Annotated in this window: 21 protein-coding genes; 8 read left to right on the forward strand and 13 right to left on the reverse strand. The window is 38.3% G+C overall.

Translation table 11 applies throughout. The features are described 5' to 3' along the window. Window positions 1–30: 30 nt before the first annotated feature. Entirely contained in the window at window positions 31–768 is a 738-nt protein-coding gene (locus tag ACINWC743_RS10290; protein WP_009585384.1) for a dienelactone hydrolase family protein, read from the reverse strand. Window positions 769–966: 198 nt separating this feature from the next. Further along, window positions 967–1,125, reverse strand: coding sequence for a DUF1328 domain-containing protein (locus tag ACINWC743_RS23865; RefSeq protein ID WP_004825834.1), 159 nt, complete (start codon window positions 1,123–1,125; stop codon window positions 967–969). A 190-nt stretch (window positions 1,126–1,315) separates the two neighbouring features. Between ACINWC743_RS23865 and ACINWC743_RS10300 the strand changes: the two genes are divergently transcribed. From ACINWC743_RS10300 to ACINWC743_RS10315, 4 genes are all read left to right on the forward strand, one after another. Beyond that, window positions 1,316–1,768 carry a YcgN family cysteine cluster protein gene (locus ACINWC743_RS10300; protein WP_009585392.1) on the forward strand — a complete coding sequence of 151 codons (453 nt, stop codon included), beginning with the start codon at window positions 1,316–1,318 and terminating at the stop codon, window positions 1,766–1,768. A gap of 80 nt (window positions 1,769–1,848) precedes the next feature. Continuing rightward, window positions 1,849–2,778, forward strand: a complete 930-nt coding sequence (locus ACINWC743_RS10305; protein WP_009585418.1) for an alpha/beta hydrolase — start codon at window positions 1,849–1,851, stop codon at window positions 2,776–2,778. Between the two features lie 70 nt (window positions 2,779–2,848). Then, window positions 2,849–4,123 (forward strand): replication-associated recombination protein A, encoded by a 1,275-nt coding sequence (locus ACINWC743_RS10310; RefSeq protein ID WP_009585397.1) that lies wholly within the window; start codon window positions 2,849–2,851, stop codon window positions 4,121–4,123. Between the two features lie 130 nt (window positions 4,124–4,253). Then, a complete protein-coding gene (locus tag ACINWC743_RS10315) occupies window positions 4,254–6,605 on the forward strand; it encodes a glycerophosphodiester phosphodiesterase family protein (protein ID WP_009585375.1) in 2,352 nt (783 codons plus the stop codon). A 19-nt stretch (window positions 6,606–6,624) separates the two neighbouring features. On the opposite strand, the gene ACINWC743_RS10320 is transcribed toward ACINWC743_RS10315, so the two are convergent. From ACINWC743_RS10320 to ACINWC743_RS10340, 5 genes are all read right to left on the reverse strand, one after another. Beyond that, window positions 6,625–7,107 (reverse strand): hypothetical protein, encoded by a 483-nt coding sequence (locus tag ACINWC743_RS10320; RefSeq protein ID WP_227510905.1) that lies wholly within the window; start codon window positions 7,105–7,107, stop codon window positions 6,625–6,627. Between the two features lie 217 nt (window positions 7,108–7,324). Beyond that, complete coding sequence (locus ACINWC743_RS10325) at window positions 7,325–9,727, reverse strand: TonB-dependent receptor plug domain-containing protein (RefSeq protein ID WP_009585364.1); 2,403 nt, start codon at window positions 9,725–9,727, stop codon at window positions 7,325–7,327. 257 nt (window positions 9,728–9,984) lie between these two features. Next, window positions 9,985–10,173, reverse strand: coding sequence for a heavy-metal-associated domain-containing protein (locus ACINWC743_RS10330; protein ID WP_004825842.1), 189 nt, complete (start codon window positions 10,171–10,173; stop codon window positions 9,985–9,987). 83 nt (window positions 10,174–10,256) lie between these two features. Beyond that, entirely contained in the window at window positions 10,257–10,595 is a 339-nt protein-coding gene (fdx, locus tag ACINWC743_RS10335; RefSeq protein WP_005035016.1) for an ISC system 2Fe-2S type ferredoxin, read from the reverse strand. Window positions 10,596–10,697: 102 nt separating this feature from the next. Next, window positions 10,698–11,288, reverse strand: coding sequence for a DUF305 domain-containing protein (locus ACINWC743_RS10340; RefSeq protein WP_009585432.1), 591 nt, complete (start codon window positions 11,286–11,288; stop codon window positions 10,698–10,700). Window positions 11,289–11,845: 557 nt separating this feature from the next. On the opposite strand from ACINWC743_RS10340, the gene ACINWC743_RS10345 reads away from it, so the two are divergent. Continuing rightward, window positions 11,846–12,400, forward strand: a complete 555-nt coding sequence (locus ACINWC743_RS10345; protein ID WP_009585398.1) for a DUF4303 domain-containing protein — start codon at window positions 11,846–11,848, stop codon at window positions 12,398–12,400. A gap of 68 nt (window positions 12,401–12,468) precedes the next feature. Here ACINWC743_RS10345 and purC read toward each other — a convergent pair whose 3' ends face one another. Genes purC through dapA form a run of 3 tightly spaced genes read right to left on the reverse strand, consistent with a single transcriptional unit; the run spans window position 12,469 to window position 14,746 of the window. Then, window positions 12,469–13,188 carry a phosphoribosylaminoimidazolesuccinocarboxamide synthase gene (gene purC / locus ACINWC743_RS10350; RefSeq protein WP_004825848.1) on the reverse strand — a complete coding sequence of 240 codons (720 nt, stop codon included), beginning with the start codon at window positions 13,186–13,188 and terminating at the stop codon, window positions 12,469–12,471. A gap of 37 nt (window positions 13,189–13,225) precedes the next feature. Beyond that, on the reverse strand, window positions 13,226–13,834 hold the full coding sequence (locus ACINWC743_RS10355; RefSeq protein ID WP_009585430.1) for a hypothetical protein: 609 nt from the start codon (window positions 13,832–13,834) through the stop codon (window positions 13,226–13,228). Window positions 13,835–13,849: 15 nt separating this feature from the next. Then, window positions 13,850–14,746, reverse strand: a complete 897-nt coding sequence (gene dapA, locus ACINWC743_RS10360; protein WP_009585389.1) for a 4-hydroxy-tetrahydrodipicolinate synthase — start codon at window positions 14,744–14,746, stop codon at window positions 13,850–13,852. 627 nt (window positions 14,747–15,373) lie between these two features. Here dapA and pncA point away from each other — a divergent pair. Continuing rightward, window positions 15,374–16,015, forward strand: coding sequence for a bifunctional nicotinamidase/pyrazinamidase (gene pncA, locus ACINWC743_RS10365; RefSeq protein ID WP_009585403.1), 642 nt, complete (start codon window positions 15,374–15,376; stop codon window positions 16,013–16,015). Between the two features lie 97 nt (window positions 16,016–16,112). After that, window positions 16,113–17,066 carry a bile acid:sodium symporter family protein gene (locus ACINWC743_RS10370; RefSeq protein ID WP_009585435.1) on the forward strand — a complete coding sequence of 318 codons (954 nt, stop codon included), beginning with the start codon at window positions 16,113–16,115 and terminating at the stop codon, window positions 17,064–17,066. Window positions 17,067–17,126: 60 nt separating this feature from the next. On the opposite strand, the gene ACINWC743_RS10375 is transcribed toward ACINWC743_RS10370, so the two are convergent. Together ACINWC743_RS10375 and ACINWC743_RS10380 are read right to left on the reverse strand one after the other, a co-directional pair. After that, window positions 17,127–17,600, reverse strand: coding sequence for a DUF523 domain-containing protein (locus ACINWC743_RS10375; protein WP_005035030.1), 474 nt, complete (start codon window positions 17,598–17,600; stop codon window positions 17,127–17,129). After that, window positions 17,597–18,115 carry a GNAT family N-acetyltransferase gene (locus ACINWC743_RS10380; RefSeq protein WP_009585429.1) on the reverse strand — a complete coding sequence of 173 codons (519 nt, stop codon included), beginning with the start codon at window positions 18,113–18,115 and terminating at the stop codon, window positions 17,597–17,599. Before ACINWC743_RS10380 ends, ACINWC743_RS10375 begins: the two co-directional genes overlap by 4 nt. Window positions 18,116–18,220: 105 nt before the next feature. On the opposite strand from ACINWC743_RS10380, the gene ACINWC743_RS10385 reads away from it, so the two are divergent. Continuing rightward, window positions 18,221–18,487: a DUF4031 domain-containing protein gene (locus ACINWC743_RS10385; protein ID WP_026040265.1), complete on the forward strand. Its 267-nt coding sequence runs from the start codon at window positions 18,221–18,223 to the stop codon at window positions 18,485–18,487. Window positions 18,488–18,536: 49 nt separating this feature from the next. Here ACINWC743_RS10385 and ACINWC743_RS10390 read toward each other — a convergent pair whose 3' ends face one another. Next, window positions 18,537–19,979 carry a PucR family transcriptional regulator gene (locus tag ACINWC743_RS10390; protein ID WP_009585376.1) on the reverse strand — a complete coding sequence of 481 codons (1,443 nt, stop codon included), beginning with the start codon at window positions 19,977–19,979 and terminating at the stop codon, window positions 18,537–18,539. Window positions 19,980–20,078: the final 99 nt, after the last annotated feature.

Below are 20,078 nucleotides of genomic sequence, written 5' to 3' on the forward strand. Positions count from 1 at the left end.
ACTGGTTGAGTTCATACATCAGATTTAAAATCAAACCAATGTACGATTTAACAACTGATACATAGCAGTTAATCCTGCGCTTTCAGCTTCTGCGTTATAACCTAGATCTACACCATTGGCTTTGGCACGTTCATCTGCTTGTGGGTTACTAAAGCCATGTTTGGCATCTTTAAGGATGATCACTTCAGATTTTACTTGGGCATGATTCATTTCTTGTTTGAAGGATTCAACATCTGCCAAAGACACCATTGAGTCTTTTTCACCATGCAAAACTAAAACCTCAGCTTTAAATTTTCCTGATTGTGCTGGGTTTTGTGCGGACAGGTTGGCGTGGAAAGTAACGACTGCTTTTAAGTCAGCACCAGAACGAGCTAAATCGAGTATGACTTTTCCGCCATAGCAAAAGCCAATAGCAGCTAAACGATCTCCATCCACCTCAGGTTGAGCAGCAAGTGTAGCAAGTGCAGCAGAGGTACGATCTACAATGGTATCGGCATCTTGAAAAGTTTGCATCATCCATTCATTGGCTTGTGTCGCAACGGTTGTCACTTTTTTATCGCCATACATGTCGATTGCCAAAGCAGCAAAGCCATGTTCTGCAAGCTCTCTAGCGCGTTGCTCAGTATATTCATTGCGTCCCCACCATTCAGGACCCACGATGACACCTGCAACAGGTTGTGTAGATTCAGGGGCAGCAAAATAACCGATTAAAGTTGTTCCATCTTTTGCTTGGTATTGAATTTCACGAGTTTTAATTGCAACAGCCATCTGTTCAATCCTTTTATATTTTTGAGAGCGACATTGATTAAAGCATAAATATAAAGGATTCAAATGGCTAATTTAGGAATATTGAGTATAGAAATGTGAGAAATTATGAATGATGGAATGGGTGCTGAAATGAAAAAAGAAGGACCTAGGACCTTCTTGATCATAAACAGAGACTGTCATAAAAATGTTGAGAAAAGCTTAAACTTTTCCTCTGGAAATAAATCCGACAATTGCAAGAATAACGGCAACAACAAGAAGAATTACTGCAAAGTCTTTAGACATTCCTGCGACACCGCCAAAACCAAATAAACTTGCAACTAACGCGATCACAGCGAAAATTATTGCCCAACGGAACATGATATCCACCTCCATATTGTTTTTATGCAGTTTCAGTATAAGGAGAAAAACGGCGCGGTCTTGTGAAGTTATGTTTGAAAAGTGTGATAAATAAAGCATCATGTAACTGATTTGTGATGTTTTTTTATTCTCTAGTTCATGTTCTTATGCTGATATAATAACAACATCTCATATGACTTCAATTTATATCATGAGCCTCGAAATACGCCCCCAATTTTGGAAAAACTATCATTTGTCTGAACTCAATCAGGCGGAATGGGAGGCCTTATGTGATGGTTGTGGTTTGTGCTGCTTGGTTAAACTCGAAGATGATGAAACACATGAAATCGCTTATACCAAGGTGTCTTGTAAACTACTGGACTGTCAAACAGCACAATGTTCAGACTATGCTAATCGCTTGGACTATGTCCCAGATTGTATTCAATTGAGTCCTGAAAAATTAGCGCAGATAAATTGGTTGCCTTCAAGTTGTGCCTATCGGCGTGTCAATGAAGGTAAAAACCTTCCGTCTTGGCACTATTTAATTACAGGCTCCAGACAAAATGTGATTAAAGCCAGAAAATCTGCAGCAGGGCGCTGCATCTCAGAGACAGAAGTTGATGAGGAAGAAATTGACGAATATATTGTGCGTTGGGTACGTTAGAAAATGAACATAATTTTGAATTGATAATCATTATCAAATAGTAATATGATAAAGATGCTTTCATGATGTGATCATTTAAAATGTCTGGTTTATTTACACGATTGAAAAAAATTACAATGTGCCTATGTGCGATCAGTCTAAGCTTTGCTGCGTATTCCCTTGCTTATGCCAAGCCTGATCTAAAGCCCTTAGGACTGAATATTGCAGATCATGGTTCAAGTTATTATCAGTTTCAAGTTCACAGCTTTCAGTCAGCCGATCAACAACGACATTATAAAGTTTGGTTAGGTATACCTAAACAGATCAATAAAAATCAGCCCCGTCCCGCTATTTTTATGCTGGATGGTAATTCAGTCATGGTGCGTTTAGATGAAGCATTATTAAAGCAATTATCAGAACAAGATAGCCCCGTTTTAGTGGCGATCGGCTATCAAACTCAGTTGCCGTTTGAATCTGCTTCACGTTCCGTGGACTATACGCCAGCAGATGAGTCTGGAAAAATATCAGCTGATCCCCGAAATCCTGAGCGCATGTCAGGAGGAAGTCCTCAATTTAGACAAATGATTTTTGAAAAAATCATGCCTTGGGTTTACTCGCAGGTGAAATTGGATGCTCAGCGCACTGCATTGTGGGGACATTCTTATGGGGGCTTATTTGTATTAGATACATTGTTGAATCGCCAGCACAATGAGAATAAATTTTCTCATTATTTCGCAGCAAGTCCATCTTTAACATGGGCAGATTCCCGATTATTGAAAGCAGTTGAGCAGGTAAAACCTGAATCAGTTAAAGATCAAAAGCTATTGGTGATGGAAGGTGATCTTGTTCCATCTAGCACAGCGAAAATCAGCCCGAATGCTGATCGGGACATGAACCAAAACAATCGAAAATTGGTTCTAGACTTAGCCAGCAAAGGTGCAAATACCAAGCTTTTATTGTATCCACATCTCAGTCATGGTGAAGTGTTTCAGGCTTCACTGATGGATATTTTACAGAATCGATTATTTTAAAATTGAAAGTACAATATTGAATGCTTTCCATAGTAGACTAAGCTCAGCATTCATCAATTAAAAAAGCAGTATGTCAGACACTCAAATTCCACTTCCAGAACGTTTACGTCCACGTGATTTGTCTGAAATTATTGGACAAGATCATTTGCTTGGCGCTGACGCCCCATTACGTCAAATGATTGATCAAGGGCATTTGCCTTCGATTATTTTCTGGGGACCACCTGGTGTTGGAAAAACCACAATTGCATTATTATTGGCTCAAGCTGTGGATCGTCCATTTGTCAGTTTATCTGCATTAAACACAGGTGTGAAAGAACTGCGCGAAGTGATTGCTGAAAGTGGTGATTTACTAACACCAGTGGTATTTATTGATGAAATTCATCGTTTCAATAAGTCACAACAAGACGCACTTTTGAATGCTGTTGAAAAAGGTAAAATTACCTTGATTGGGGCAACAACAGAGAATCCCTCTTTTGAAGTCAACAGTGCTTTACTTTCACGTTGTCAGGTATATACGCTGAATGCGCTCAGTAATGAAGCAATTCAAGAACTGATTCTTCGGGCGATTCAACAGGATAAGTTTTTACAAGAGCGCCATATTCAGATTGAAGAATTTGATGCCTTAATTCAATTCGCCGCAGGTGATGCACGTAAAGCATTGAATTTAACTGATCTCATTGCCAGCACTTTTGATTCAGATATTGAAAATATTGTGACCAATGCGATCGTCGTTAAAGTTGCCCAACAAAATATCGCACGCTATGACAAGTCAGGTGAACAACATTATGATCTTGTGTCTGCGTTTATTAAGTCGATTCGTGGGAGTGATCCAGATGCAGCGTTATATTGGATGGCACGAATGCTAAAAGGTGGAGAAGATCCAGTTTTTATCGCTCGACGTATGCTGATTGCTGCCTCAGAAGATATTGGCAATTCAAATCCTAATGCATTGTTGTTGGCAGGAGAGTGTTTCCGCTCGGTTCAAGCCATTGGGATGCCTGAATGCAGAATTATTTTAGGGCAATGTGCCGTTTATTTGGCAACCAGTGCCAAAAGTAACAGTACCTACTTAGCCATCAATAAGGCACTAGAGTTGGCTGAGAAAACCTCGAATCTACCTGTACCTCTACATTTACGTAATGCACCAACCAAATTGATGAAGCAACAGGGCTATGGGGTAGATTATCTCTATCCGCACAATTATCCAGAACATTTTGTGCTACAAGACTATTTGCCACCTGAGTTAAAAGGGACAAAATTATACGAGTCTGCACGAAATAAAAGGGAGGTTGAAGGGGAGCGCTTACAACAACGCCGTTGGCAGCAGGAACAGCAGCAACAATAATTTTCATGTTGGCTTTAAAGTAGCTGATCTATGACAGATAAAGGTTTAAAATATCGGCAAAATTTAAATTAGGCTGATGCCTTTAAAATGTAACTTACTCAAAATACGTTTTAAATGCGCTAGAAATTTTATGAAACTTTCTATTTTGTCTTATGCAATTTTAATTGCTTTACCTGTGACCAGTTATGCTGAACTGGCAACAAAGATTTCGACACAAACTCAGCCTAAAACGGCAATACAACAATTTAAAAAGCTTTATCAGCAAAATTTTGTTCAACAAAACAACATTCCCCAAGGATGGCGTATTCCCGGAAACAATCCAGGTCATATTTTTGTTGAACATGGTGTACTAAATATTGATGGGCGGGCAAATGCAATGAGCCCTACATCGATTTTATTGCCACAAAATCTTGAAAAGTATAAAAACTATAGGATTGATCTCGAATTTACTTTAGATCAGCCAATCAATGCCTCTCGCTGGGGAAGTGTGATTTATGATGTCACTGAGGCACAGGGCGTAATTCCAAGCAGTTATTATCAATTTACCATCAGAGCGGATGCGAAAGCGAAGAATGGTACTGAATTTGGGCGCCATAAAACCAATGCACAGTGGGAAGTGAGTGAGACCAAAGACTTTTCTGAAAATATCAAAGCAAATCAATGGTACAAAGCCAGTGTGGTGGTCTCAGGACAACGGGTTCAACACTATTTAAACCATCAGTTAATGCAGGATGTAGAACTTGACCAAGAATCTACAAAAGGCGGCATTGGCTTTTCTGCCTCAGGTGCTATTTTAAAAATTAAAAATATCCAAGTCTCTGAGCAGCTCACTGCCTTACCTGATCTCACCCATAATAAAGTTATACAGGTACAAGAAATTCAAACTCATGTAGCTTTAGCCCCAACCATTATTCAAAAAATAAAACATCCAAATATTGCATTAAATTCAAGTAATCAACAATATTATCAATTGGATGCAAATTTAAATTTGCTTGATCAAACTGGTCAGGTAGTCGAAACCTTAGGACACTATCTTTCCAATCCGCATCGTAACAGCATTCCTGTGTTAGAGATCAAAGATCCAAAAAGTATAGAAGCATTAAAATTGCTGTCTAAATCTCAGGATATTAGTGATATTACTGTGTTGTCGAAAAGTGATGACCTGCTTAAATCTGCACATCAAATTATACCGATGGTTCGAACAGCATTGGATTTAAGTCGAGAAAATCTTCAAGATCGTCATCAAGATCTGGTTGAAATTATCCGCCGTAGCAATCAAGCTTATGCACGAATTGTCGTGGTTCCTCAAAGCCTGAGAGAGAAAGCATCGATCAGTTTTATTCAACGTCATCTGATGACAGTTTGGGTGGATACATCTGCTGTTGAAGCTCAGGATGTAGCGCGCGTGTTGACCACAGGTGTAAATGGGGTGATCACCACGCAAAGTACGGTTTTTTCCAGTATATTAAAACAATTTCCAAAAAATACTTTATTGCGTAAACCTTTTATTATTGGGCATCGGGGTGTACCCAGCTTAGAGGATGAAAATACTTTAGAAAGTGCCAAACATGCAGTCGCTTTGGGTGCAGACATTGTTGAAAATGATATTTATTTGACTAAAGATCAGCATCTTGTGGTGATGCATGATGCAACCGTTGATCGTACAACGCGTTCAACTGGAAAAATTGAAGAGATGAATCTTGCGCAGGTTCAACAATTACAATCTAAGCATAAAGCTTATAAAATACCGACCCTTGCAGAGTATTTTAACTTTTTAAAACAGCATCCAAATGTTGTACTGATGATTGAAATGAAAAGTGCCAATCCAGCGTTGGTGGCAAAAATGCAGGATGAGATTAAAAAGTATCAAATGGAAAGCCAAGTGGTCACGACATCATTTAATACCGATCAAATTGTGCGTGCACAAACTCAAATGACTGAGATTCCTCGAGGTTTGTTGGTAGGGAATATGCCAAACAGTCGTAACAATTTAGTCAATACTAAACAAATCAATAGCGATGTCCAAAAGTATAACTCTAGTTATAACCCTGCTTATCGGTCTGATTTGATCAATATTTTAGAAGCCTCAAAACATCGTGGCATCAGTTTCTGGCCTTGGGCTTTGAGTGATGACACATTTAACAAGTTGTATGTGGCAGGAACCAATGGGATCACCACCAATTCAGCACAACTTTATTCTAAATATATCGTGGATATACAAGCACCGAAAAATATCAAAGCCAAAGTAGGACAGGCTGTTTTAATTGATGCTCAAACGACTCAACAAGACGGAAAAAAAGCCAAATTGCAAGTCAACAATTTTGTGGTTTTAGCTGGTTCTCCAAAGCATGAGCTAAAAAATGAGCAGTTGCGTTTTGTTGAACAAGGAACAGCTTATGTTTTGGCGGGCTACAAATATCAGATTGACCCACAAAATGACTATCAAATCTTTTCAGCACCTATCAAGGTGGTGGTGAAATAACTTATCAGGCTGTATGAGTTTAAAAAGGTACTTTGACAATTTTAGGGAAATTGGGAAAAAGAATAAAAAGCATTTTAGGATTTTTCTGTAGTCCTGAACCGTCTAAGTAAGTCCATTGATGTGAATGCTGTGAGCGGATCGCGACCATAAAAGAAGGCGGTGCTTTGACTGTTTTGCCTGCCACTTTCATCGTGATGGTTTTTGGCACAAAACAAATTTCTTCTTGATCGACGATATAGCTGTAGAGAGGTGGATTGGACTCAACCTTTTGAATTTCTAGGTTGGATTCTGCAAACATATTTTGGGCATATTTGAGCAACTTTTGGTAGTTTTCAGGACCACCGACATAATTGATCAGTGAAGGATGGGTTTTTTGTTGCATAAAACTATAATCATTATTCTTCAAATCTTGTCCTAAGCGTTGTAGGTCAGGTGCAATGATTTTAGGGTAGTCCTGTTGGCAACTTAATTGTTGTGCGTGGGCAGGGGCTAAAATGCTCAAGAATAGAATGCACGCATAAATTGTTTTTATCATGTTGGATTAAATCCGCATATGTGTTGTTTTGAGTATATAAGTTTGTCAAAAAAAGTTCATCAATCATCCAGACTTAATGATACTTACCTATAGCATATCTAGATTTTGATGGTTATCACTAAGACAATAAGCATCAAACCGAGTTGTTTAACTCGGTTTGATGCGCTTTAACAGGCTTTAGACCTTACCACTTATAATTAATTTTGCCGTAATAGAATGCGCCATTAAAGCCAAAAGGTGAGAACTGACTGTACTGTAGGCTTCCACCCGTTGGTTTGTTGATGTCATAAACATCTTTATCTGGATAAACATTGGTAATGTTGTCACCGCCAAGGGTAAATTTCCAAGCTTTCAATTGATAGCTGAGGGCTAAGTCTAAAAGCCATTTTGCAGAGAATTTCTGATCGCTGGCTGAACCAGCGTTACTGAAAGTTTTGAAGCTGCCATAACGCGTGATATTGGTGTTAATACCAAAATTTCCAATTTTATAATCATTGGCTAAACTGAATTTATGTTCAGGTGTACTGCCTGCCAGTAAACCATATTGTTCACGACGGTCTAAGCGTGTCAAATTGACACCCAATGCATTTAAAATGTCAGGATTTTTATCTACATTGGTGACTTCATTGCGATTAAAGTTATAAGCCAAAGATGTGGTTAACTCTCCATAAGGGAGGTTCTGCCATTGGTAGTTTGCAACCAAATCCACGCCACGTGTACGTGTATCACTGGCATTATTGAAGAAACGTACACTGCTAAAGTTGGTATTGGTGATGCCTTTTGAGATCAGATAATCACGTACAGCAGGGCTGCTGGCATTGATATTCGAAGACAAGCTAATACGATCATCAATATCGATTTGATAGGCATCTAAAGTCACATACAGATTTGATGTTGGGGTAAACACAAAGCCAAGACTGTAGTTTTTGGATTTTTCAGCTTTTAAATCCTCAGCACCGAGTAATTGCGCAACTTGAGATGAGCTTGGGAATGTACCTGCTTCAACGAATTGCCCATTGACCAGTTGAGAGGAAGTTTGGGTAAAATACTGTTGTGCTAGACTTGGCGCTCGAAACCCTGTAGAAACTGAACCACGTACAGCAACTTGCGGTAAAAGTTTATAACGTAAGGACAGTGAAGCGTTATTGGTATCCCCAAAATCATCATATTTCTCATAACGATATGCGCTAGAAGCAGAAAGCTTTTGGGTAATGTCCGTTTCTAAATCTAGATATCCTGCATAACTGTCACGCGTCCATTTGCCTGCATCAGCTTGACGAAAACCAGATAAACCTGAAGAACCACTTTTATAATAAGAACCCGGATCTCCTGCTTTAATTTGATATTGTTGGTTTAAATACTGGGCACCAAATGCAATATTCAAAGGGCTTGCAAATGCAGATATGTCATATTCTTTAGAAAGATCAATATTAAAAACAGATTGGCTATTTTTCAGCTTGCCATTATGAAATGAATTGGGTGTTGCCCCTGTATCTTTGTACAGATCAACATTAATGGTTCGGGTATTTACATCATATTGATTCAAACCATAATTTGCAGAAACATCATAACGCCAATCTGCCGCTTCTCCTCGTAAACCTGCAACAGCACTAAAGTCATCTAATTGACCTCGGATCAGAGGTAAGTAACCATTCGGAAACAATGCTGGAACATTGTTTGAGGCATTGCTTAAACGATAAAATCCAGCAGTTTCAGCATTTCGATGGCTATAGGTAGAGAAACCATATAATTCGACAGTATCACTAAGGTCAAAGCCAGCATTGAAAGCAGCTTTTACTTCGTCTGATTTTGGGTCACCAAATCGAAATGTCCTTTGCCCATATGTGGTTGCATTTGGGTCACGTAAGTCTAAGCCAGCACGATTGGTTGCTTGATTGTCCTGCCATTCACCTGAGAAAATGGCATAACCATAATCTCCAAGTCGAGTTCCGCCTGAAACATAGGACTGCTTTTGCTCACCATCACCTTTATCATAAATACCGTAGCGTATACCCGCTTCACCCGTCTTAGGGTCAGACTTTAAGATGATATTGACGACACCTGCAATTGCATCTGAACCATAACGTGCAGAAGCACCTTCTCTGAGGACTTCAATACGGCTGATTGCGGAAACAGGTATTGCATTTAAGTCGGTGGGTGCTGAACCACGACCAATTGTTCCGCCCAAGTTAATAAAAGCGCCGGTATGGCGACGTTTACCATTCACCAAAACCAAGACTTGATCTGGAGAGAGTCCTTTCAGTTGTACAGGTCGAACCAGTTCCGTCCCATCAACGACAGTGGGGCGGGGAAAATTGATTGAAGGAATAATTTTACTCAGTGCTGTACCTAATTCACTGGATCCAGTTCGTTCAGTGAGTTCCTGTGCACTAATCACGTCTATCGGTTGTAAGGAATCGGTCTTAGAACGCTTTAATGAGCGTGTCCCAGTCACCACAATCGTATCTAATGTTTTAACTTCGGGAGATGTATTCAGTTGTTCTTCAGCATGTGCTTGTGGGTACAGTAAGGCTAAGATCAAACTTGCTGTGAGACTGAATGAATATTGTTTTGATAATTTACGCATAACTCTATTTTGAAGCTCTTTTTGTAACTATTTGTAGTGATCATAGTGAGCTTGGCAAGATTTAGAAAACAACTTTTAAAAATATCAATAGAACAAAATCTGCAAAGTGTCTTGTTATTTAAAGCTTTCTATTGATGACTAAAGCCAATTTTATCAGTCGTGTAGATTGATCACTGGGGCTTGTTTTAGCGTGGGACTGTAGAGATGTAAAAAAGGCTGTCATCATGACAGCCTCCAGCAAAAGAATTTTTCACCCTTTAACGTGGTGGAAATCCTGCTTCGGTTAAGGCATCCGCAACTTGTTGCTGTGTTGCTGATGTTTCAACTTGAACACTGCGATTTGGTGGATCAGCAATGACTTTTGCATTTGCATCTACAGATTGGACTGCTTTGGTGACACCACGTGCACACCCGCCACAGGTCATATTTTCAATATAAAATTCCATATCTCACCTGTTTGAAGAAGATTTAAAACCAATATAAACCTTACCATAATTGTAAGGTCAAGCTTTAATACTTGAACTTTCTCTTAATGCTTTTCAGAAACATAGTTTATGGTGTACTTGGGGATTTCTATTTCTAATGGTTCTTCTGGAACTTTTACCTGACAAGAGAGTCTGGATTCAGGGGTAAGTCCCCATGCACGATCTAATAAATCTGCTTCGATATCATCCATTTCAGTTAATTGATTAAAGCCTTGCTTTATCACTACATGACAGGTTGTACATGCGCCAGATAAATCACATGCATGTTCGATGGGTATGCCGTGATCTAATAAGCTTTGGCATAAATTACTTCCACTTTCCACTTCTAAGGTTGCACCATCTGGGCAAATTTTTTCATGGGGAAGTACTTTAATTTTTGGCATACATAACATCCTGAAATAAGCCAATAGCTTGAAAATAAGGTGTTTAGCCACCTTATTTTCACTATTGTGAGCAGAAAAATGATAAGTGGAAACACGATATTTTTACTGATGATGACTGAGCCAGTTGAGCATCATATTAATTTCAGCCTCTTGTGCAAGAACTACATTCTCAGCAAGTTTGCGCACTTCAGGATAATGACCGTATTGCAATTCTATTTTCGCCATATCAATTGCACCTTGGTGGTGAGGAATCATACCGCGCATAAAATCAATATCTGCATCTCCCGAAAATGAAATCATCATATCCGCATGCATCTTGTCATTTGTTTGACGAAAAGCATCTATAGCAGCTTGAACATGGTTAAGTTCAGAAAGCTGAGCATTGTTTTCTAACCATCTTTGCATGACTTCGATTTCTACCTCTTGGTCGGCAACAATATTTTCAGCTAAGCGCCGTAATTTGGCATCAGCGCCATATTGTAGAACAACTTTTGCCATATCAATGGCACCCTGATGATGCGGAATCATCCCTTTCATGAAATCCATATCTACATTTCCAGTGAAATCAATTTGCATTTGTGTATGCATACGGTGATTCACGACCATATAGGCATTGATAGAAGCTTGATTCGGCAGATTTGATCCATTCATATCCTGGTGTTGAGAATGGTTTGTGTGGTTATTATTACTCATTGAAGTTCCCTTTAAGTTTTAGATAAAATTTTGCATATTAAAAATCACTGTATCTATCACACTTTTTAGAACAGAAATTTTATGGAGATCAATACTTACCGTAATGATGGAAGTTACTGCTTATTCCATGAACGGTCTATGGACTCTAAATAATTTAGAGTTACTTAATATTTAATCATTCTAATCTTTACAATCATGTGAAGGTCAAGCACAAAATAATTTGTTTTAAATGTCGCAACAGCGTTTTTTATAAAGTGATGCTTTTAGATAATTGGCAAAGCACTTTATACCGAATAAATCATGAAACTTATCCAATACCTGAGCAATGAATTGACCTGTTTTTAAAAGATTGTAATAGCACACTTTATTTTGAATATTGCAAGTTTGGTCTAAGCTTAGCTTGATTGTATAGAGATAAAACCTCATACAATTGATCAATACTTAATTTTTGGAGCAACTTTATTAAAGTCAGTCTTGATTCAACCAAAGCAGATATACAAAATTTGAGCATTGATAGTAAACTCTGATCTTAAACTTTAGCGCATAAGAACAGGACCATGAGAGAAGATCATTTATATTCAGTTATTTATCAAGATATTCAAGAGGCTTTGGCTGAAATTCAACAATTAACACAAGATCAGCATCTATGCGCCCTTGGTTTGGGAATGGTTGAAGATTTATGTGGTTTCTTTTATGTGGGATGCACCATAGAAAACCTTAAATCTTTTGAAGATGTGTACGAAGCATGGTGGATTTCAGAATGGCAATATTCTAGTACTGCCAATAATCATACACATGATGCGATCATGGCACTCTATGAAGCATTGGGTAAACAATGTACTGATGAGCAATATATTGCTTTGAGAGAGCATTATCAAAATACCATCATCCAAGCATTACAAGATTTAAGAGATGCAGGAAAATTAAAAAATCAGCAGGGCGAAGAAATCATCGTGATTATTCAGTATGCTGATTCGTTTGATGAGGACTTTGAGGAGAGTAGCTTCGCTGAGATCAATCCTGAGTTTTTGGTTCCACTCTTTAAAAATCGCTTTAAACAAAAATCAGGTGAAAATCTATATGATTATCTGTTGCAAAAAATAGCAGTTTAAACACATTTAAAGCGCAATAAAAAAGCTGAGTTCAACAACTCAGCTTTTTTATTGCGACATTATTGATCTTAAAGATCTGAAAGATCAACACCAATACGTGCAGCAACTTCTTCATAAGCTTCAACCACACCACCTAAGCCTTGGCGGAAACGGTCTTTATCGAGTTTTTTCTTAGTGTCTTTATCCCATAGACGGCAACCGTCTGGAGAGAACTCATCACCTAAAACAATACGGTCATGGAAAACACCAAATTCAAGTTTGAAATCAACAAGAAGCATGTTGCCTTGAGCAAATAAGTCTTTAAGTACCACATTCACTTTTTGAGTCAATTCTTTCATTTGAGCAAGCTGTTCCGCATTTGCCCAACCTAAAGCAATCGCTTGAGACTCATTGACCATAGGGTCGCCTAAAGCGTCATCTTTAAAGAACAATTCAAAAGTTGGTGGAACAAGTTCTAAACCTTCTTCAACACCTAGACGACGGCATAATGAACCTGCTGCATAGTTACGCATGACGCACTCTACAGGAATCATTTGCAATTTTTTAACCAAAACTTCAGTTGGAGAAAGAAGTTTTTCAAAATGAGTTTCGATACCCGCCGCTGCCAATTTTTCCATGATAAAGGCATTAAAACGGTTGTTCACCTTACCTTTACGATCTAGTTGCTCTATTTTTTCGCCATTGAATGCAGATGCATCATCACGGAAAACTAGAATTAGATGATCCGCGCTATCTGTTTCATAAACAGATTTCGCTTTACCAGTATAGAGCAAGGTTTGTTTTAACATGGGGGAACCTTTTGCAAAAAAAAATTGCCTAGAACGACTAGGCTGGCCAGTTTTGGTAAATCTGGGTCAATAATCCTGCAGCTTTTTCTTTATCTGCAAAACTATTGTCTGCGTTAAACACAGCAAGTGTGTTGCTTGAACCTACTGAGCTAAGTCTGAGTATATAAGTTGAATTATCGATTTTCACAGTTGCCTCATTGGCATTTTTGCTTTGACCGATTAGCTTATAATTTAGACTACTGAGGGTTGCAAGTGTGTACTGCCAAATTGTAGCAGAATTTCCATCAATTTTGATCAATGGATTGCCATTTCCGTCAGTTAAAATTTGAGGTCTGCCCACAGTTTCGGTGCTTGTTGCACTTTCATCTGTTGATGTGTTGACTTGAGCAACTTCTGGGCGAGGCACGTCATAACGATTGCCTTTTTTATTTTCAAATTTAGGTGCATGCTGAAGCGCCAGCGGGTCAACAATAGGAGCTGGATACATAGGCGTTGCAGGTCTAACTGTTGAACCTTCAGGGTACTTAAGCGGCTCTACTGTGGTCGTATTTTTATAATCTAAAGAACCATTATTGATTCCAAGGGAACTACAACCCGCCAAACTTAAAGCTGAAATGGCAAGAGTTAAACCTAAACGTAATTGCATAATACTAAGCTCTTATTAAATGAGACCTACTGCTTTGAGTTCTTCACGCAGAGGCGTACGGTATTTTTCTGCAAGTGGAGTTAATGGTAAGCGAATACCTGTACCAATTAATTCCATTTCATGAAGTGCCCATTTCACTGGAATTGGGTTCGATTCGCAAAATAGAATATTGTTTAATTTTGCAACTTGGTCATCTTTAACCTTTGCAGTACTTGCATCACCAGCAAGTGCAGCCGCACAAAGTTCACTCATGATTTTAGGAGCAATATTGGCAGTCACAGAGATATTGCCTTTTGCGCCTAACTGCATCAGTTCATTTGCCGTCGCATCATCACCAGAATACACCAACATGTTTTTACCTTGTAAACCATCAATCAATTGTTTACCACGTGGTACATCGCCTGTTGCATCTTTAATTCCAACGATTTGAGGAATATCTGCTAAACGAATGGCAGTATCATTATGTAAATCAACACCTGTACGACCTGGAACATTGTAAAGAATGATCGGTAAATCAACAGCTTCTGCAACTGCTTTATAATGTTGGAATAAGCCTTCTTGTGTTGGCTTGTTATAATAAGGGGTCACTAAAAGTGCGGCATCTGCGCCGAGCTGTTTAGCTTCTTTGGTGAGTTCGATCGCTTCGTGTGTCGAGTTTGCACCAGTACCGGCAATAATTGGAATACGTTTATTGGCTACACGGATAATTTCTTTAATTACTTCTGTGTGTTCTGCCATGCTAAGAGTAGATGCTTCACCAGTTGTGCCGACAGCAACAATACTATTAGTGCCTTGTTCTATGTGCCACTCAACGAGCTTCTCGAGACCCTTCCAATCTACGCTGCCATCTTCAAACATAGGGGTGACGATTGCGACAATTGAGCCTTGAATGGTCTGTGCTTGCTGAGTCATTTTAAAAAAATATCCTATTTTTCCATCCGCATGCGTTTGAGTAAACAAGGATTGGGATGGTTGCAGTATTTTGATTTGAGCGAAAAGCAATCATTCGAAAGATTGCATAATGCTTACCCAAATTATGACTGATTCAGCGAGACAGAACAATATGCTTTAGTCAAAGCTTGGAAATTCTTTAAAAAAAGCAACAATTCACTCACATTTCAGTTGAATAAATTTTATTTTTAGATTTTTTATACCGAAAATACAGGTGATTTTTTGCATATATACTTGCATGAAATTTATACCAGCCTAAGTTTCAAAAATAAAACCCTAAGATATTTTATAGACTGTTTTGTATTCGGTTGTTGGGTTATTGAGAGTTTATTATCGAGTATTGAAATTGTCTTATCAGATTATTAATACACTGGGCATACTTTGAAGCTGAGTTTGCTGTGGTGATAGATGTAATGATGGTGTAAATACTTCACCATTTTGAGATCATTTGATCAAGCTGCAAAACTGAATCCTTGATTTTGATAAGAAGCTCGCAAAAGTGAGCTTTTTTATTGTATGTTAGGTCATCAACGCGTGTCATATTGATCATTAGAATAGCTGAGATTTAGCCAGTATAAGGATAGGGAAATGTTGCAAACTGAGCGTAGCGCCTTAATTGTTGTCGATGTGCAAAATGGTTTTACTTCAGGGGGAAACCTAGCGGTTGCCCAAGCAGAAAGAATCATACCGCTCATCAATCAATTGGCAGATCATTTTGACAATATTGTACTGACACAAGACTGGCATCCTGCAAACCATATTTCTTTTGTTGAACAACACCCTCAACATAAAGCTTATGATGTCATTCAACTGGACTATGGTCCACAAGTGCTGTGGCCCTCTCATTGTGTGCAAGACACAGAGGATGCTGAATTCCATCCTGATTTAAATATTCCTACTGCGCAATTGATTATTCGTAAAGGTTTTCATTCGCACATTGACAGTTACTCAGCCTTTATGGAAGCAGATCATAAAACCACAACAGGTTTGGCAGGGTATTTGCGAGAACGTCAGATCGACACTGTATATATTGTTGGCATTGCGACAGACTTTTGCGTCGCGTGGACTGCAATGGATGCGGCTAGATTAGGTTTTAAGACCTTTGTGATTTCCGATGCGACCAAAGCAATTGATCTGCATGGCTCATTACAACATGCATGGCAAGAAATGCTGGCTGCTGGCGTAAAGCGTATGGTTTCAAAAGATATTCTTGATTACCCTCAATCATAAATGACTGCATAAATTTGAGCATTTGAGAAAAGTGATACTGATTTAAACGACATGCTTTAAGATAAGCCTTGATTTTAAACCTATTTGGGTAGGGACAATGTCAGCAATTTTACGCTTTAGTCAGTTTGTGCAAAAAACTTTTGCACTTTGGGTCGTTGTATTTGCATTCATCGCATTATGCTTTCCCGATGCATTTGTATGGATGAAAGCTTATATTCCATGGGTTCTTGGCATCATTATGCTAGGGATGGGAATGACCATGACAGTCGATGAGTTTAAAAATGTATTGTCTAATCCAAAAGCAGTGGTGATCGGTGTGGTGGCTCATTTTGTGGTGATGCCAAGCGTAGCATTTTTTCTCTGCAAGATTTTTAATTTACCGCCAGAAATCGCTGTAGGGGTAATCCTCGTTGGATGTTGCCCAGGCGGGACTGCTTCCAATGTGATTACTTATATGGCAGAAGGCAATACCGCTTTATCTGTCACATGTACTTCTGTTTCAACATTTTTAGCGCCTATTTTAACACCTGCTATTTTCTATGTTTTGGCAAGCCAATGGATTCCGATTGATGCAGGTTCAATGTTTATAGATATTCTTAAAGTGGTGATCTTCCCGATCATCTTGGGTGTGATCTTAAGAAGTGTGTTCAAACAAAAGACTGAGCAGTATATCCAAGTGATGCCATTGGTCTCTGTAATTGCGATTGTCGTCATCGTCGCAGCAATTATTGCTGCCAGTAAGGCATCTATTTTGCAATCAGGTTTGCTGATTCTTGGTGTGGTTATTCTACATAACGGACTAGGTTTTTTACTGGGCTATTGGGCAAGTCGTTTATTCAATTTATCTTACCCAGATTCCAAAGCTGTAGCGATTGAGGTGGGTATGCAAAACTCAGGCTTAGGGGTAACCTTGGCTGCGCTTCATTTTGCTGCGTCTCCTGTGACTGCTGTTCCCAGCGCAATTTTCAGTTTATGGCATAATATTTCGGGTCCAATCTTAGCCACATACTGGGCAGCGAAAGCGGATAAAATGTCGGAAAATAAACCCTAGTACCGTACAACTTTAGCGCTCATTTAGAGCGCTGAATTTTAGTTTTTTATTTACAGTGATTTATTCACTATCAAGTTGTTTTAAAAACTCATCTTCAGTCAGTACAACAAATCCATGTTGTTCCAAGAGGGCAGTCGTGACACCTTTGCCTTGCACTTTTTGTCCAGAGAATGAACCATCATAAATCATATTTGAACCGCAAGAAGGGCTATTGGCTTTTAAAACAATGTGTGTAACTTGATGTTGTTGTGCAAGTTTAAGTGTTTTTTCTGCCCCCTGAATAAATGCTGAAGAAACATCGTCACCATTGGCATCTTGTACTTTAGCTTGCCCCAATAAAACAGCATAACCATCACCACCCACAATTTCAGCAGATGGTCGAGGTGTACTTAAACCACCTGAAACTTCAGGGCAAATCACAACAGCTTGTTGATTGTCGAGCAACTGTTTAAGTTTATCGTGTAAACAGTTTTGAGCATCATAACGGACATTTTCACCGACAAGACATGCGCTGATCAGGTATTTTGGGGTCATCTTGAGTTTAATTCGAGCTGCATTAAATCCATGCCAATATCATATAAATCAGTTTTAAAGTCGAGACTTAATTGTTCTGTAAAGGCAAATTTTTGATAGAATTTTTTTGCACGCGCATTGGTTTTTAACACTTCTAAGAAGATATAGGCTTGATGATGTTGATTTGCAATCTCAATCATATATTGCATTAAATGTGCGGCTATATGTTTTCCAATGACATCTTTGAGTAAATAAATTTTCTGTAATTCAGCACCCATACGCGCTAAATTGGGCTGGTATTGATTAAGGTTGAGTTTGGCGTAGCCGATCAGTTGAGCATGCTCATTTTCAGCCAATATCCAAATTTGTTGCGGGTCCGCTAGAGATTTCGATAAGTTTTCAAGACTAAAATCTTGGTTGAGAAAATTTTGTAATCCTTGTTCTGTCCAAATATCACTAAAATGTTGGCGATATGTTGTGTTGCCTAGTGCATAAAGTTGATTTGCATGGAGCGTCGTGGCTTGGTAAATTTTCATGATGTTTTATCTTAAAATGATGGCTTATTATGATTTGATGCGATGTTCAATCATTGATGATTTTCATGTGATAATCAATCTGAAATATGGGAAATGAATGTTGCTATGAGCGTTTATGTGGATCGTGCAAAAGTACCGTTTAAAGGCAAAGAATGGTGTCATCTCATGGCAGATACGCTAGAGGAATTACACCATTTTGCAAACATGTTAGGCATAGATTCGCGTTTATTTCATCGTTCTGCATCTTATCCTCATTATGATATTACTCTGCAAATGCGGGTCATCGCCATTGCGCATGGGGCAATTGATGCTGATCGGAAAACCATTATTGCTTGTGGAAAGCAGCTTAAACTTCAATTAAATCAATCTTGATAAATGTTGTGTGAATAGTCATAAAATAATTTATATCAAATGGTTAATATTAATAATCTTTTAAAATGCCAATAATTTTTGCTGCTTCTAAAGCTATCCAAAAACGAGTAATACCTAAGCTTGTTGTGGGCTTTATGCCTGTTAATTCTTCTATAACTTTCAATCTATAGACTAGTGTTTGCCGATGAATATCTAATTTAGAAGCGGTTACCTTCCAATTGCCATCATATTTTAAAAATACGGCTAAGGTTTTGAGCAATGGTAGGGAGTTAGTTTGTTCATATTCTAAAATACGACCAAAATAATGACCAACAACAGCTCTTGCTTCTGCAACAGTCTTAGGACCTAAGGCTAGTTCTAAATCTAGATGGTTGTAGTGAATTAAATCGGTTTGGCTTTCTTTGATTCTTCCTAAAGCTAAACATGACTGGAAAATACTTTCTTTGAAACCAAGCATTGCTGTAATTGGGCTACTTATGCCTATTTTTGTCCCCTTTCCAAAACAATTAATAAGCGCATTTAATAAATTACTATCGTCAGGAAGTACTGCAAATATTCTATTTTCATCACGAGAAAATAATGGATAAATTTTATAAAATTCAGGTATATGATGGATATTTGTGTATTGGCGAGATCCTTTATTTGAGGGAATAATTGCAATAGTAACTAATTTACCTAGTAAGCCACGTCTTTCTAACATAATTTTTGCAGCACCAAACTCAATTTCCCCATTTAACAAGTCATCAAATAAAGCTTCACCTTCTTCTCGAATTCCATCACGGTCTATCATTTCACGTTCTAGCTCAATACTCAGTAAGCCAGCTAATATGCGTGGTAAAAATGTCTCATCAAAAAAACGTGACTCTTTATTAATAATATTTAAAGTGGTTTGGGTTCTACCCGGTATTTTTACACTATATGTAATATTATCTTTTGGTACTGGAAAATTAAAATTAAAAATAGGAGTGAGAGTTTCATTATCTAAGATTTGTAAATTTAAAGATAACTTTTGTTCGATAATCTGTAGTCGTTCATCTAATTGTGAACTTTCCCATAACGCATCAGTATAGACTTGAAATAACTTATTTCCTGCATCAAAACGGTCTCTCTGAGCTTGTAAAACGCTTTCAATGACCAAACGCGCTAATCTTAAAAACTCTAAATCAAAACTAGCTCCTAATATTGGAAATCCCAAATCACTTGCTTCATCAAGCATCTCCTGAGTAATAGAAGGTGAAAAATCTCTAGGGGCAATAACAATGGCACTCGCTTGAGCTTCAGCGAGCTGACGTAACCATTCTATCTGTTCAATTGGTTCAATTGGTAAACCACCACCAGTGGTCATCACGAGGGTGCCAGGAGATATCCAATGCCAAGGATCTGGTAAATCTACAGCATGAGCCCATTTTACTATTCGTTTGCCGCCTGATCTACCAGATTTAAAAGTTAGACCTAAATTATTGTTTTTTACCAATTCATCAATAGTAATCATAAGCATCCTACTTTTTTCATCATACATTTGTATAAAAGATAGCAGTTTTTATACTTATCTTACCAATAGAATCGTGCTCAACATGGGCTTAACATCCTC

It is taken from the genome of Acinetobacter sp. WC-743 (genome assembly GCF_000335555.1).
Taxonomy (GTDB): domain Bacteria; phylum Pseudomonadota; class Gammaproteobacteria; order Pseudomonadales; family Moraxellaceae; genus Acinetobacter; species Acinetobacter bereziniae.

Coding starts and splice junctions, on each gene's coding strand:
- ACINWC743_RS10390 (WP_009585376.1), bottom strand. CDS start 19,979: ATGATTACTATTGATGAATTGGTAAAAAACAATAATTTAGGTCTAACT.
- ACINWC743_RS10300 (WP_009585392.1), top strand. CDS start 1,316: ATGAGCCTCGAAATACGCCCCCAATTTTGGAAAAACTATCATTTGTCT.
- fdx (WP_005035016.1), bottom strand. CDS start 10,595: ATGCCAAAAATTAAAGTACTTCCCCATGAAAAAATTTGCCCAGATGGT.
- purC (WP_004825848.1), bottom strand. CDS start 13,188: ATGTTAAAACAAACCTTGCTCTATACTGGTAAAGCGAAATCTGTTTAT.
- ACINWC743_RS10375 (WP_005035030.1), bottom strand. CDS start 17,600: ATGACCCCAAAATACCTGATCAGCGCATGTCTTGTCGGTGAAAATGTC.
- pncA (WP_009585403.1), top strand. CDS start 15,374: ATGTTGCAAACTGAGCGTAGCGCCTTAATTGTTGTCGATGTGCAAAAT.
- ACINWC743_RS10385 (WP_026040265.1), top strand. CDS start 18,221: ATGAGCGTTTATGTGGATCGTGCAAAAGTACCGTTTAAAGGCAAAGAA.
- ACINWC743_RS10310 (WP_009585397.1), top strand. CDS start 2,849: ATGTCAGACACTCAAATTCCACTTCCAGAACGTTTACGTCCACGTGAT.
- ACINWC743_RS10315 (WP_009585375.1), top strand. CDS start 4,254: ATGAAACTTTCTATTTTGTCTTATGCAATTTTAATTGCTTTACCTGTG.
- ACINWC743_RS10290 (WP_009585384.1), bottom strand. CDS start 768: ATGGCTGTTGCAATTAAAACTCGTGAAATTCAATACCAAGCAAAAGAT.
- dapA (WP_009585389.1), bottom strand. CDS start 14,746: ATGACTCAGCAAGCACAGACCATTCAAGGCTCAATTGTCGCAATCGTC.
- ACINWC743_RS23865 (WP_004825834.1), bottom strand. CDS start 1,125: ATGTTCCGTTGGGCAATAATTTTCGCTGTGATCGCGTTAGTTGCAAGT.
- ACINWC743_RS10305 (WP_009585418.1), top strand. CDS start 1,849: ATGTCTGGTTTATTTACACGATTGAAAAAAATTACAATGTGCCTATGT.
- ACINWC743_RS10370 (WP_009585435.1), top strand. CDS start 16,113: ATGTCAGCAATTTTACGCTTTAGTCAGTTTGTGCAAAAAACTTTTGCA.
- ACINWC743_RS10355 (WP_009585430.1), bottom strand. CDS start 13,834: ATGCAATTACGTTTAGGTTTAACTCTTGCCATTTCAGCTTTAAGTTTG.
- ACINWC743_RS10340 (WP_009585432.1), bottom strand. CDS start 11,288: ATGAGTAATAATAACCACACAAACCATTCTCAACACCAGGATATGAAT.
- ACINWC743_RS10325 (WP_009585364.1), bottom strand. CDS start 9,727: ATGCGTAAATTATCAAAACAATATTCATTCAGTCTCACAGCAAGTTTG.
- ACINWC743_RS10380 (WP_009585429.1), bottom strand. CDS start 18,115: ATGAAAATTTACCAAGCCACGACGCTCCATGCAAATCAACTTTATGCA.
- ACINWC743_RS10330 (WP_004825842.1), bottom strand. CDS start 10,173: ATGGAATTTTATATTGAAAATATGACCTGTGGCGGGTGTGCACGTGGT.
- ACINWC743_RS10345 (WP_009585398.1), top strand. CDS start 11,846: ATGAGAGAAGATCATTTATATTCAGTTATTTATCAAGATATTCAAGAG.